This window comes from Streptomyces sp. NPDC093094, from assembly GCF_044754345.1.
Classification (GTDB): domain Bacteria; phylum Actinomycetota; class Actinomycetes; order Streptomycetales; family Streptomycetaceae; genus Streptomyces.
This window is the reverse complement of the sequence record NZ_JBIVOX010000002.1, coordinates 207709-220444: the sequence shown is the minus strand read 5'-3', so window position 1 is coordinate 220444 and position 12736 is coordinate 207709. Positions and strand designations below refer to the sequence as shown.

General features: G+C 74.1%; 11 protein-coding genes. 10 read left to right on the top strand and 1 reads right to left on the bottom strand.

Going from position 1 to position 12736, the window contains the following annotated elements; genetic code table 11:
* Positions 1 to 44 precede the first annotated feature (44 nt).
* The 8 genes from ACIQGV_RS03845 (at position 45) to ACIQGV_RS03810 (ending at position 8564) form a co-directional block, all read left to right on the top strand.
* Positions 45 to 1130 (top strand): nitronate monooxygenase, encoded by a 1086-nt coding sequence (locus ACIQGV_RS03845; protein WP_402490018.1) that lies wholly within the window; start codon positions 45 to 47, stop codon positions 1128 to 1130.
* On the top strand, positions 1130 to 1867 hold the full coding sequence (locus ACIQGV_RS03840; protein ID WP_402490015.1) for a 16S rRNA (uracil(1498)-N(3))-methyltransferase: 738 nt from the start codon (positions 1130 to 1132) through the stop codon (positions 1865 to 1867). The genes ACIQGV_RS03845 and ACIQGV_RS03840 overlap by 1 nt, the downstream gene beginning before the upstream one ends.
* Before the next feature lie 17 nt (positions 1868 to 1884).
* Positions 1885 to 2277 (top strand): VOC family protein, encoded by a 393-nt coding sequence (locus ACIQGV_RS03835; RefSeq protein WP_402490013.1) that lies wholly within the window; start codon positions 1885 to 1887, stop codon positions 2275 to 2277.
* A 74-nt stretch (positions 2278 to 2351) separates the two neighbouring features.
* Positions 2352 to 2915 (top strand): hypothetical protein, encoded by a 564-nt coding sequence (locus ACIQGV_RS03830; RefSeq protein WP_402490011.1) that lies wholly within the window; start codon positions 2352 to 2354, stop codon positions 2913 to 2915.
* Positions 2916 to 2961: 46 nt separating this feature from the next.
* Positions 2962 to 6162 carry a S41 family peptidase gene (locus tag ACIQGV_RS03825; RefSeq protein WP_402490008.1) on the top strand — a complete coding sequence of 1067 codons (3201 nt, stop codon included), beginning with the start codon at positions 2962 to 2964 and terminating at the stop codon, positions 6160 to 6162.
* 91 nt (positions 6163 to 6253) lie between these two features.
* On the top strand, positions 6254 to 6607 hold the full coding sequence (locus ACIQGV_RS03820; RefSeq protein WP_402490005.1) for a histidine triad nucleotide-binding protein: 354 nt from the start codon (positions 6254 to 6256) through the stop codon (positions 6605 to 6607).
* A gap of 15 nt (positions 6608 to 6622) precedes the next feature.
* Positions 6623 to 7528, top strand: coding sequence for a ribonuclease Z (locus tag ACIQGV_RS03815; protein WP_402490003.1), 906 nt, complete (start codon positions 6623 to 6625; stop codon positions 7526 to 7528).
* A gap of 46 nt (positions 7529 to 7574) precedes the next feature.
* Positions 7575 to 8564: an adenosine deaminase gene (locus ACIQGV_RS03810; RefSeq protein WP_402490001.1), complete on the top strand. Its 990-nt coding sequence runs from the start codon at positions 7575 to 7577 to the stop codon at positions 8562 to 8564.
* A 50-nt stretch (positions 8565 to 8614) separates the two neighbouring features.
* On the opposite strand, the gene ACIQGV_RS03805 is transcribed toward ACIQGV_RS03810, so the two are convergent.
* Entirely contained in the window at positions 8615 to 9823 is a 1209-nt protein-coding gene (locus ACIQGV_RS03805) for an MFS transporter (RefSeq protein WP_402489999.1), read from the bottom strand.
* Between the two features lie 236 nt (positions 9824 to 10059).
* On the opposite strand from ACIQGV_RS03805, the gene ACIQGV_RS03800 reads away from it, so the two are divergent.
* The gene (locus ACIQGV_RS03800) at positions 10060 to 11355 is read left to right on the top strand and encodes a glucarate dehydratase family protein (protein WP_402489996.1); all 1296 of its coding nucleotides are present in this window, start codon (positions 10060 to 10062) and stop codon (positions 11353 to 11355) included.
* Positions 11356 to 11493: 138 nt separating this feature from the next.
* Entirely contained in the window at positions 11494 to 12615 is a 1122-nt protein-coding gene (locus tag ACIQGV_RS03795) for a carbohydrate kinase family protein (protein ID WP_402489994.1), read from the top strand.
* Positions 12616 to 12736 lie beyond the last annotated feature (121 nt).

Sequence of the window (12736 nt, the reverse complement as noted above, 5' to 3'; positions counted from 1 at the left end):
AGGGCCGATTCGGACTTGTTCGGAGGACGTGACAACATGCGCTCATGTCCTCCGCGCTGACCGGATTTCTCCCGTACCCGATCGTGCAGGCCCCCATGGCGGGCGGCGGCTCCGTGCCGCAGCTCGCCGCCGCCGTGTCCGAGGCCGGCGGGCTGGGGTTCCTGGCCGCCGGGTACAAGACGGCGGACGGCATGTACCAGGAGATCAAGCAGCTGCGCGGGCTGACCTCCCGGCCCTTCGGCGTGAACCTCTTCATGCCCCAGCCCGACCACGCGGACCCCGCCGCGGTCGGCGTCTACGCCCACCAGCTCGCCGGCGAGGCCGCCTGGTACGAGACCGAGCTGGGCGACCCGGACAGCGGCCGTGACGACGGCTACGACGCCAAGCTCGCCGTCCTCCTCGACAACCCGGTACCCGCGGTCTCCTTCCACTTCGGCGTGCCCACCCCCGAGGCCCTCCAGGCCCTGCGCCGCGCCGGCACCCTCACCCTCGTCACCGCGACCACCGTCGACGAGGCCCTCGCGGTCGAACGGGCCGGTGCCGACGCGGTGATCGTGCAGGGCGTCGAGGCCGGCGGCCACCAGGGCACCCACCGCGACCTGTCCGAGACGGACGGCTGCGGCATCGGGGTGCTGTCCCTGGTCGCCCAGGTCCGCGAGGCCGTCGCCCTGCCGATCGTCGCCGCCGGGGGCATCATGCGCGGCAGCCAGATCGCCGCAGTGCTCGCCGCGGGCGCGAGCGCCGCCCAGCTCGGCACCGCGTTCCTCGCCACTCCCGAGTCCGGCGCGCCCGCCGTGCACAAGGAGGCCCTGACCAACCCGCTGTTCGTGCGCACCGAGCTCACCCGCGCGTTCTCCGGCCGCCCGGCACGCGGTCTGGTGAACCGCTTCCTGCGCGAGCACGGCCCGTACGCGCCCGCCGCCTACCCCGACGTCCACCACCTCACCGCGCCGCTGCGCAAGGCGGCCGCGAAGGCAGGTGACGCCCAGGGCATGGCGCTGTGGGCGGGACAGGGGCACCGCATGGCGCGCGAGCTGCCCGCGGGGCAGCTGGTGGAGGTGCTGGCCGGCGAACTCGCCGCCGCGAGGACAGCGTTGTCGGAGAACCCGGCACAAGGAGGTGCACTCTGATGACGGCTCCGGTGTTCGTCGTCGAACAACTCGGCCACCACGGACGCGAGTTCGTGCTCGACGGCCCCGAGGGAAGGCACGCCGTCTCCGTGAAGCGGCTGCGGCCCGGCGAGGACGTCGTCCTCACCGACGGCCGCGGGCGCTGGGCGCAGGGCGTGGTCAGGGCCGCCGAGGGCAAGGACCGGCTCGTGGTGGAGCTGCGCTCCGTCGAGGAGGAGCCGGCCGAGCAGCCCCGTATCACCGTCGTCCAGGCACTGCCCAAGGGCGACCGCGGCGAACTCGCCGTGGAGACGATGACGGAGACCGGCGTCGACGCGATCGTGCCGTGGGCCGCCTCCCGCTGCATCACCCAGTGGAAGGGCGAGCGCGGGCTGAAGGCGCTCGCCAAGTGGCGGGCCACCGCCCGCGAGGCCGGCAAGCAGTCCCGCCGGGTGCGCTTCCCGGAGGTCGCGGACGCCGCGACGAGCAAGCAGGTTGCCGCACTTCTCGCCGAAGCCGACTTCGCCGCCGTGCTCCACGAGAGCGGCCAGGAGCGTCTCGCCACCGCCGAACTCCCCGCCGAGGGCGAGATCGTGCTGGTCGTCGGCCCCGAAGGAGGCATCTCCCCGGAGGAGTTGGCACTCTTCGGAGAGGCGGGCGCGAAGGCGTACGTCCTGGGGCGTACGGTGCTGAGGACATCGACCGCGGGAACGGCGGCCGCGGCCCTGCTGCTGGGACGCACCGGCCGCTGGTCCTGACGAACAGAGGGAACACCGTGGAGCTCGCACAGGTCAGGCTGCTGGTCACCGACTTCGGCGCCTGCTACCGCTTCTACGCCGACGTCCTCGGCCTCAAGCCGCAGTCCGGCGCGGCCGACGGCCCGTACGAGAAGTTCAGCCCCGCCACCGGTTCGGCGGGCATCGCGCTCCAGGACCGGGCCATGATGGCCGCGGTGCTGGGCGAGCTGGGCGAGCCGGCGGCCGGGCACCGCTCCCTGGTCGTGCTGCGGGTGGACGACCTCGACGCGTACTGCGAGCAGATCACCGGCCGCGGCGCGGAGCTGCTGCACGGCCCGGCGCCCCTGTCCGACCGCATGCGGGTCGCCCATCTCAAGGACCCCGAGGGCAACCTGGTGGAGCTTCAGGAATGGCTGCTGCTGCGCGGCTGAACCGGGGCCGGGCCGCACAGGAGTGACCGTATGCGGTCTACCGCGACGGCCGGGACAGTGGGACGCTGCCCTCCATGGGGGCATTGCGGCGGATTTGGAACGGACGGCAGGCGCGGCCCGCGGGGCGCGGAGCACCGGGACGGCGAGGGCGGCGGGTGACGGCCGCGCTGGCGCTCGCGGTGCTGTCCGCGGCCGGCGCGGCGGCCTGCGACCCGGTCGGCGGGCTGAGCACGGCGACGGTGGCGTACACCACCGACCAGCTGGCGACCGGTGAACTGGAGCGCCGGAAGGCGGACGTGCGCTGGCTGACCTGCACCGCGCGCGTCGACGGCGGCGGTGCGTCCCCGTCCGCGACGGCCGACGACGTCGCGACCGTCGACTGCCAGGGCGAGACCGGCGACGGCAAGGACATCACGGTGGCCGGCAAGGTCACCCGGGCCGTCGACGGCGCGTGCGTGCGCGGCGATCTCACCGCGAAGATCGACGGCAAGGAGTGGTTCCACGTCCAGGGGCTCGGCAACTGCGACGCGACCGGCGCTCCGCCGGCGGGAGTGCCGCGCCCCGGGGTCACGGTGACCGTCACCGAGACCGTCTGGTGCGACCGCTACCCGCAGTGCCGTCCGGTCGAGGGCAAGTGATCCGAACCCCCGGCCCCGCGAGCCCCGGCTGCATAGGCTTGATCGCGTGACGCAGACCTCCGCCATACCGGCGTACCTCCGCTTCCCGCACCTGCACGGCGAGTCGGTGGCCTTCACGGCCGAGGACGACGTCTGGCTCGCGCCGCTCGACGGCGGCCGGGCCTGGCGGGTCAGCGCCGACAACGTGCCCGTGAGCACCCCGCGCATCTCGCCCGACGGCGCCACGGTCGCCTGGACCTCCACCCGTGACGGCGCCCCCGAGGTGCATGTCGCCCCGGCCTCCGGCGGCCCCGCCGAGCGGCTGACGCACTGGGGGAGCTGGAAGACCCAGGTGCGCGGCTGGACCCCCGACGGCCGGGTCCTCGCCGTCAGCACCCACGGCCAGGCCACCCTGCGCCGCACCTGGGCGCACGCGGTCCCGCTCGACGGCAGCCCGGCGACGACCCTGCCCCACGGCCCGGTCGGGGACGTGGCGTTCGGCCCGGCCACCGTGCTGCTGTCCGGGCCGATGGGCCGCGAGGCCGCCTACTGGAAGCGCTACCGGGGCGGCACCGCGGGCAGACTGTGGATCGACCCCGACGGCGACGGCGAGTTCGTCCGGCTGCACGAAGCCCTGGACGGCAACATCGAGCAGCCCTGCTGGGCGGGCGGGCGCATCGCGTTCCTGTCCGACCACGAGGGCACCGGAGCCCTCTACTCCTCCCTCGCCGACGGCTCCGACCTGCGCCGCCACACCCCGCTCGACGGCTTCTACGCCCGTCACGCCACGAGCGACGGCCACCGGGTGGTGTACGCGAGCGCCGGTGAACTGTGGCTGCTGGACGACCTGGAGGGGGCCGAGCCGCGCCGCCTGGACATCCGGCTGGGCGGTCAGCGCACCGACCGCAGGCCGCACCCGGTGGACGCCTCCCGCTGGTTCGGGTCCGCCTCCCCCGACCACACGGCCCGCGGCAGCGCGGTCGCCGTGCGCGGCGCCGTCCACTGGGTCACCCACCGCTCCGGGCCCGTCCGCGCGCTCGCCGCAGAGCCCGGCGTACGGGCCCGGCTGCCCCGCGCCTTCCGGGTCGAGGGCGAGGAGTGGGCGGTGTGGGTCACGGACGCCGAGGGCGAGGACGCCCTGGAGTTCGCGCCCGCCACCGGAGTCGCGCCCGCAGTCACCCCGCGCCGGATCGCCGCCGGCCGGCTCGGCCGGGTCCTCGACCTCGCCATGGCACCCGACGGCTCCCGGGCCGCGGTCGCCTCGCACGACGGACGCGTCCTGCTCGTCGAACGCGACAGCGGCGAGGTCCGCGAGCTGGACCGCAGCGAGCACGGCGACGTCTCCGGCCTCACCTTCTCGCCCGACTCCGGCTGGCTCGCCTGGTCCCACCCCGGCCCGCACCCGCTGTGCCACCTCAAGCTCGCCAACACCACCGACCTCACCGTCACCGAGGCGACCCCGCTGCGCTTCCAGGACCACTCGCCCGCCTTCACCCTCGACGGCAGGCACCTGGCGTTCCTGTCCAACCGCTCCTTCGACCCGGTCTACGACGAGCACGTCTTCGACCTCGCCTTCGTCACCGGCTCGCGCCCGCACCTGATCACGCTCGCCGCGACGACGCCCTCGCCGTTCGGCCCGCAGCGGCACGGCCGTCCCTTCGAGGTCTCCGACAAGGACGAGACACCCGACAGCGAGGGCACCCCGAGCACCCGTGTCGACCTCGACGGCCTCGCCGACCGCATCGTGCCCTTCCCGGTCGAGGCCGCCCGCCACTCCAACCTGCGGGCCGCCAAGGACGGTGTCCTGTGGCTGCGCCACCCCGTGCGCGGAGTGCTCGGCGCCTCCCGGGCCACACCCGACTCGCCCGACCCGCACACCGAGCTGGAGCGCTACGACCTCGCCCAGCAGCGCATCGAGCATCTCGCCGCCGACGCCGACCACTTCGAGGTCAGCGGCGACGGCAAGCGGGTCCTGCTCCGCACGGGCGACCGGCTGCGGGTCGTGCCCAGCGACCGCAGGGCCTCCTCCGACGCGGACAGCGACAGCAACGTCACCGTCGACCTCGGCCGCGTCCGCCGGGTGATCGACCCGGCCGCCGAATGGCGCCAGATGTTCGACGAGACCGGCCGGATCATGCGGGACCAGTTCTGGCGCGAGGACATGAACGGCGTCGACTGGGACGCCGTCCTCGGCCGCTACCGCCCTCTCGTCGACCGCGTCGCCACCCACGACGACCTCGTGGACCTGCTGTGGGAGCTGCACGGCGAACTCGGCACCTCCCACGCCTACGTCGTCCCGCACGGCGCCTTCGGCGGCGGTGACCGGCAGGGCCTGCTGGGCGCCGACCTGTCCCGCCACGAGGACGGCACCTGGCGCGTCGACCGGGTGCTGCCCACCGAGACCTCCGACCCCGACGCCCGCTCCCCGCTCGCCGCACCCGGCGTCGCCGTCCGCCCGGGGGACGCGATCGTCGCCGTGGCCGGGCAGAGCGTCGACCCGGTCACCGGCCCCGGACCGCTGCTCGTGGGGACGGCGGACCAGCCGGTGGAACTGACCGTCTCCCCGTCCGGCGGCGGCGACCCCCGCCATGTCGTGGTCGTCCCCCTCGCCGACGAGGAGCCGCTGCGCTACCACGACTGGGTCGCCGACCGCCGCGCCCATGTCCACCGGGCCTCCGGCGGCCGCCTCGGCTATCTCCACGTCCCCGACATGCAGGCCCCCGGCTGGGCGCAGATCCACCGCGACCTGCGGGTGGAGGTGGCACGCGAGGGCCTCGTCGTCGACGTGCGGGAGAACCGGGGCGGCCACACCTCCCAGCTCGTCGTGGAGAAACTGGCCCGCCGGATCGTCGGCTGGGCCGTCCCCCGCGGCATGCGGCCCTACAGCTACCCGCAGGACGCCCCGCGCGGTCCGGTCGTCGCCGTCGCCAACGAGTTCTCCGGCTCCGACGGCGACATCGTCAACGCCGCGATCAAGGCGCTCGGCCTCGGCCCGGTGGTCGGTGTCCGCACCTGGGGCGGTGTGGTCGGCATCGACAACCGCTACCGCCTGGTCGACGGCACGCTGATCACCCAGCCCAAGTACGCGTTCTGGCTGGAGGGTCCGGGCTGGGGGGTGGAGAACCACGGCGTCGACCCGGACGTGGAGGTGGTGCAGCGCCCCCAGGACTGGGCGGCGGGCCGGGACACCCAGCTCGACGAGGCGATCAGGATCGCCCTGGAGGCCCTGGAGCAGCAGCCCGCGAAGACGCCGCCGGCCGTCGGATGACGCCCTGGGACGCGGCCGGGCAGGACGGTGCCGCGGACGACGGCGATACGATGCGACCCGAGAGAGATCACCGGAACGAGGAGGCACCCGGATGGCGGGCGAACCCCAGGAAGACTGCCTGTTCTGCAAGATCGTCGCGAAGCACGTCCCCGCGACGATCGTCCGTGAGACGGACACCACGGTCGCCTTCCGGGACATAAACCCCCAGGCGCCCACGCACGTCCTGGTGATCCCCAAGGTCCACCACGCCGACGCCGCCCGGCTCGCCGCCGCGGAACCGGAGATCGCCGCCGACGTGCTGCGCGAGGCGCAGGCCGTCGCCGACGCGGAGGAGCTGGACAGCTACCGCATCGTCTTCAACACGGGCAGCGGCGCCGGGCAGACGGTGTGGCACGCCCACGCCCATGTCCTGGGCGGCCGCGGTCTGCAGTGGCCTCCCGGCTAGATCGGCGAAGTCACCGTGTCCGTACGTGAATTCGTGGTCCTCGGCACCGCCAGTCAGGTCCCGACCCGGCAGCGCAACCACAACGGGTATCTGCTGCGCTGGGACGGCGAGGGCCTCCTGTTCGACCCCGGCGAGGGCACGCAGCGCCAGATGCTGCGCGCCGGGGTCGCGGCCCACGACCTGAACCGGATCTGTGTCACGCATTTCCACGGCGACCACTCCCTGGGGCTCGCCGGGGTGATCCAGCGCATCAACCTCGACCAGGTGCCGCACGAGGTCACCGCGCACTACCCGGGCTCCGGACAGCACTTCTTCGACCGGCTCCGGTACTCCACCGCCTACCGCGAGACCGTGCCGCTGACCGAGGCCCCCGTCACCGGGGACGGCGTGATCGCGGCCACGCGGGACTATGTGCTGGAGACCCGCAGGCTCTCCCACCCCGTGGAGTCCTTCGGCTACCGGCTCGTCGAGCCCGACGGCCGCCGCATGCTGCCCGGGCGGCTCGCCGCGCACGGCATCAAGGGTCCGGACGTCGGCCGCATCCAGCGCGACGGAGTCCTGCGCGGAGTCGCGCTGGAGGAGGTCAGCGAGGTGCGCCGCGGGCAGCGGTTCGCGTTCGTCATGGACACCCGGCTGTGCGAGGGGGCGTACGCGCTCGCCGAGGACTGCGACCTGCTGGTCATCGAGTCGACGTTCCTCGACGAGGACGAGCGGCTCGCCCAGGACCACGGCCATCTGACCGCCGGTCAGGCCGCGCGCGTGGCCCGGGACGGCGGCGTACGGCATCTGGTGCTCACCCACTTCAGCCAGCGCTACTCCGACCCGGAGGAGTTCGAACGGCAGGCGCGTGCGGCCGGGTTCGAGGGCGAGCTGACCGTGGCGCACGATCTGCTGCGGGTGCCGCTGCCCAAGCGCAGATGATCATGCCGTTTGCGAAACAATGGCGAACCGGTCGTACGATGCCGTGATGCCCCTCCCCAAAGCCGAACTGCACCTCCATATCGAAGGCACTCTTGAACCCGAGCTGGCCTTCGAGCTCGCCGTCCGCAACGGCGTCGCCCTGCCGTACGAGGACACCGAGGCGCTCCGCGCGGCCTACCGTTTCGACGGCCTCCAGTCCTTCCTGGACCTCTACTACGCGCTGACGGCGGTGCTGCGCACCGAGCAGGACTTCGCGGACCTCGCGAACGCCTACCTCGCCCGTGCCGCCGCGCAGGGCGTACGGCACGCGGAGATCTTCTTCGACCCGCAGGCCCACCTCGCGCGCGGCGTCCCCATGGGCACGGTCGTCGAGGGCCTGTGGCGGGCGCTGGGCCGCAGCGAGGAGAACCACGGTGTCTCGACCCGGCTGATCATGTGCTTCCTGCGGGACGAGTCCGCCGGGTCGGCGCTGCGGACACTGGACGAGGCGAAGCCGTATCTGCACCGGATCACCGGCGTGGGGCTGGACTCGGCCGAGGCCGGCCATCCTCCGGTGAAGTTCCGCGCGGTGTACGAGGCCGCCGCCGCGCTCGGGCTGCGGCGGGTGGCGCACGCCGGTGAGGAGGGCCCGCCCGCCTACATCACCGAGGCGCTGGACGTGCTCGGCGTGGAGCGAGTCGACCACGGGCTGCGCTGCATGGAGGACCCGGAGCTGGTGGCCCGGCTGGTCCGCGAGCGGATCCCGCTGACGCTGTGCCCGCTGTCCAACGTCCGGCTGCGTGCGGTGGACGCCCTTGCCGGGCACCCGCTGCCCGCGATGCTGGACGCCGGCCTGCTGTGCACGGTGAACTCCGACGACCCCGCCTACTTCGGCGGCTACGCCGGGGACAACTTCGACGCCGTGCGCCGTGAACTGGGCCTGTCCGAGGAGCGGCTGCGCGAGCTGGCCCGCAACTCCTTCCTCGCCTCCTTCCTGGAGGACGACGAGGACCGCCGCGCACGCTGCCTCGCCGAGGTGGAGGCGTACGAGTTCTAGACGGCCGCCGGGTTCTAGACGGCCGCCGGGTTCCGGACGGCCGCCGTGTTCTAGGCGGCCGTCGTGGTCCGTCCGCGGGTGGCTCCGGCGGTCCGCGGGGCGGGGGTCTCCAGGGGGATCTCGACGACCGGGAGCGGCTGCCGGCCCGCCCGCAGGGCGACCGCCGTCATCGGCACGGCGACGACCGCCAGGCCCGCCGCGAGGATCGCGCCCATCGCGGGGAATCCGGCCTGCGCCGACAGGACGCTGCCGGTCAGCGGGCCCGCGGCCGTGCCGAGCGAGGACGCCGAGCCGACGAGCACGGCCCAGCGGCCGCGCGGGTCCAGCGAGGCGGCCAGACCGATCAGGTACGACAGGACGATCGGGTAGCAGGTGTTCCAGGCGATCTCGCCGCCCGCGAAGCCCGTCAGATCGGTGGCGGACGCGCTCACCGCGATGCACCCGGCGATCAGCAGCGTGCCCCCGCCGATGGGCCACGCGCGGCCGAACCGCGGCCCGAGCGCCCCGGCGCCGAGCACCCCGAGCAGACCCGCGCCGAGCGCGACGGCGAACACCGCCCCGACGGCCGCCTCGGTGAGGTGGGCCTGGGTCAGGCCGATACGGCCGCTGACGCCCCACAGGGCGTTCTGCGCGAGCGACCAGCACGGCATCGCGGCGACGAGGACGAGCCCGGCGCGCGGACGGGGGAGCGGGGTGCGTTCGCGCCGGGTGTGCCGGGCGGCTCCGGCGGCGGGCAGCCGGCCGCTGAGGGGCCAGACGGCGAGCGCGGTCAGCGCGATCGCCGCGAGCGGCTGCCCATGCCCCGGTCCCAGATGCGGGACCGTCAGGTAGACCGTGCCCGCGAGCGCGGAGACGCCCAGCAGTCCGAGCGTGGAGGCGCGGTGCGGGTCTCTCTCGGCGGCGATCCGGGTCGCGGCGACCGCGGTGACGGCGCCGGACCCGAACCCGCCGACGACCGCCCCGGCGACCACGGCCGCCACGGTGTGCGTCAGTGCGGCACCGCCGTATCCGAGCACGGCGAGCGCCAGTCCGACGCGGGCGAGGGCGCGGGCGCCGATCCGCTCGACGAGCGAGGCCAGCAGGAAGCCGGCCGTCGCCGAACTCAGCAGCAGCGCGCTGCCGATGGCGCCGGCCTCGGTGGCCGTCACGGGCAGATGGGCGTCGAGCCGGCCGACGACCGTCGGCAGCAGGTACGGGGCGAGATACCCGGCCGTGAACAGGGCGAGCACGGGCCAGGGTGTGGTGCGGGGGACGGACACGGGCGTTCCCGGGGCATGCGAAAGAAGCGGCACAAAAAAAGGGGGAAGGGGGCGCCGACCGTCGACGGACAGGAACGCGCGGGCAATTTGTATCAAGTGGGGGCGACCCGACGGGAGGGCGGATGACGTGATCTGGGGCACACTCCGGTTTGCCGGGCGGTCCGACGGGTAAGAGCGCGAACGCAATTCAGTGACACGTCTGAAGTTCCTGTATGTGAACCTCTGGGAGGCGCCCCGTGCCCCACGCCCCGATCGTCGCCGAGGTCCGGCTGACGCCTGTCCTGGTCGCCGACCCGCCGCTGCTCAACACCCAGGGCGTCCATCAGCCGTACACCCCCCGCCTGATCGTGGAAGTGGTGACGGACGACGGCACGACCGGTGTCGGGGAGACCTACGGCGACACCAAGTACCTGGAGCTCGCCCGGCCGCTCGCCGCGCGGCTGACCGGCCGGCGGGTCGACGACCTCAACGGACTGTTCACACTCGTGGACGAGGTCGCGGTGGATGCCTCACGCGTCGACGACGCCGTCGACGTCGGCGGGCTCCGCGGCGTCCAGACCGCCGACAAGCTGCGCCTGTCCGTCGTGTCCGCCTTCGAGGTCGCCTGCCTCGACGCGCTCGGCAAGGTCCTCGGACTGCCCGTGCACGCCCTGCTGGGCGGCAGACTGCGCGACTCCGTCGAGTACAGCGCCTACCTCTTCTACCGGTGGGCCGCGCACCCGGAGGGCGTCGCCGCCGAGCGCGACGACTGGGGCGCCGCCCTCGACCCCGCCGGGATCGTCGAACAGGCCCGCCGCTTCACCGAACGCCACGGCTTCACCTCGTTCAAGCTCAAGGGCGGCGTCCTCCCGCCCGACGAGGAGATCGCCGCCGTACGCGCCCTCGCGGAGGCGTTCCCCGGGCGGCCGCTGCGCCTCGACCCCAACGGGGCCTGGTCGGTGGAGACGTCCGTGAAGGTCGCCGACGCGCTGCGGGACGTCCTGGAGTACCTGGAGGACCCGGCCCTCGGCACCGCCGCGATGGCCGAGGTCGCCGCCCGCACCGATGTGCCGCTCGCGACCAACATGTGCGTGACGACCTTCGGCGAGATCCCCGAGGCGTTCACCCGCGGCGCCGTGCGGATCGTGCTGTCCGACCACCACTACTGGGGCGGGCTGCGCAACACCCAGCACCTGGCCGCCGTGTGCCGCACCTTCGGCGTCGGCGTGTCCATGCACTCCAACACCCACCTCGGCATCAGCCTCGCCGCCATGACCCAGGTCGCCGCGACCGTGCCCGCGCTGCACCACGCCTGCGACTCCCACTACCCCTGGCAGACCGAGGACGTCCTCACCGAACGCATCCCCTTCACCGGCGGCCGCGTCACCGTCTCCGACGCCCCCGGCCTCGGTGTCGAGCTCGACCGCGACCGGCTGGCCTTCCTGCACCGGCGGTGGCTCGAAGACGACGGCGGGCTGCGCGAGCGCGACGACGCGGCGGCGATGCGTGCCGCCGACCCGGGGTGGGTGACACCGGCGGTGCCGCGCTGGTAGGGGGCCCGCCCCACGGCACGTGCCACCGGGTGCCACGACGCAGACGGCGCGGACCCGCGGTGCCGCGAGCGCCGACCTCTTCCGCCCGCAGTGGTGCACACTGGCGTGAATCCGCACCATGCGTCAGGGAGCGTCACCGTGATCGCGTCCGAGGTGTCCATCGGAGAGGGCCCGCAGCGCCGGTCCCAGGTCGACCCGCTCGCCGGGCTGCGCACGCCCGCCGATCCTCCGTGGGACGTCTACCTCACCGGCACCGTCTTCCTCGACATCATCTTCACCGGGCTCGACTCCGCGCCCGTGCGCGGCACCGAGTCCTGGGCCCGCGGCATGGGCTCCAGCCCCGGCGGCGTCGCCAACATGGCCACCGCCCTGGCCCGGCTCGGTCTGCGCACCTCCCTCGCGGCGGCGTTCGGCGACGACCACTACGGCGAGTACTGCTGGGACGCCCTCGAACAGGGCGAGGGCATCGACCTCGGGCCGTCGCGGACCGTGCCCGGCTGGCACTCCCCGGTCACCGTGTCCATGGCCTACGAGGGCGAGCGCACGATGGTCTCCCACGGCCACGAGCCCCCGCCCGAGGAGCCCGCACCGGACTGCCCGCCCCGGGCCCGCGCGGCGGTCGTCTCCCTCACCCCGGGCCGGCGCGCTCCCTGGGTCGCCGAGGCCGCGGCGAAGGGGTCCCGGCTGTTCGCCGACGTCGGCTGGGACGACACCGGGCGGTGGGACCTCGCCGGGCTGGCCGACCTGGAGCACTGCGAGGCGTTCCTGCCGAACGCGGAGGAGGCCATGCGGTACACGCGCACCCGCTGTCCGCGCGCGGCCGCCCGGGCCCTGACCGAGCACGTGCCGGTCGCCGTGGTGACGCTGGGCGCGGAGGGCGCCTACGCGGTGGACGGTCGCACGGGGGAGACCGCGGAGGTGCCCGCGATCGCCGTCGAGGCACTGGACCCCACCGGCGCGGGCGACGTCTTCGTCGCCGGGTACGTCACCGGGACCCTCGCCGGGTGGCCCCTCGCGGACCGGCTGGCCTTCGCCGGGCTGACGGCGGCACTGTCCGTGCAGGAGTTCGGCGGCTCGCTGTCGGCACCCGGCTGGAGCGAGGTCGCCGCCTGGTGGCGCAAGGTCCAGTCCCTGGAGGGACAGGACCCGGCGGCGCTGCGGCGGTACGCGTTCCTGGACCCGCTGGTCCCCGGGGACTGCGTGCGCCCCTGGCCCCTGCGCCGGGCCGTCCCCACGATCGGCTTCGGCAGATCCACGTAGGAGCCGGCCCGCGAAAAGCCCTACGGCGTCGACGGTCCACCGTCGTACCCTGGGAGACGCGAGGCCGCCCTCAGCCACGCGGCCGTGAAGAGGAGGAAACGCAGGCCTACAGAGCCGGCCC

Bases quoted from the DNA above. Each gene is read 5' to 3' on its own strand.
- ACIQGV_RS03845 (WP_402490018.1), top strand. From the start codon at position 45: ATGTCCTCCGCGCTGACCGGATTTCTCCCGTACCCGATCGTGCAGGCC.
- ACIQGV_RS03840 (WP_402490015.1), top strand. From the start codon at position 1,130: ATGACGGCTCCGGTGTTCGTCGTCGAACAACTCGGCCACCACGGACGC.
- ACIQGV_RS03830 (WP_402490011.1), top strand. From the start codon at position 2,352: ATGGGGGCATTGCGGCGGATTTGGAACGGACGGCAGGCGCGGCCCGCG.
- ACIQGV_RS03820 (WP_402490005.1), top strand. From the start codon at position 6,254: ATGGCGGGCGAACCCCAGGAAGACTGCCTGTTCTGCAAGATCGTCGCG.
- ACIQGV_RS03810 (WP_402490001.1), top strand. From the start codon at position 7,575: ATGCCCCTCCCCAAAGCCGAACTGCACCTCCATATCGAAGGCACTCTT.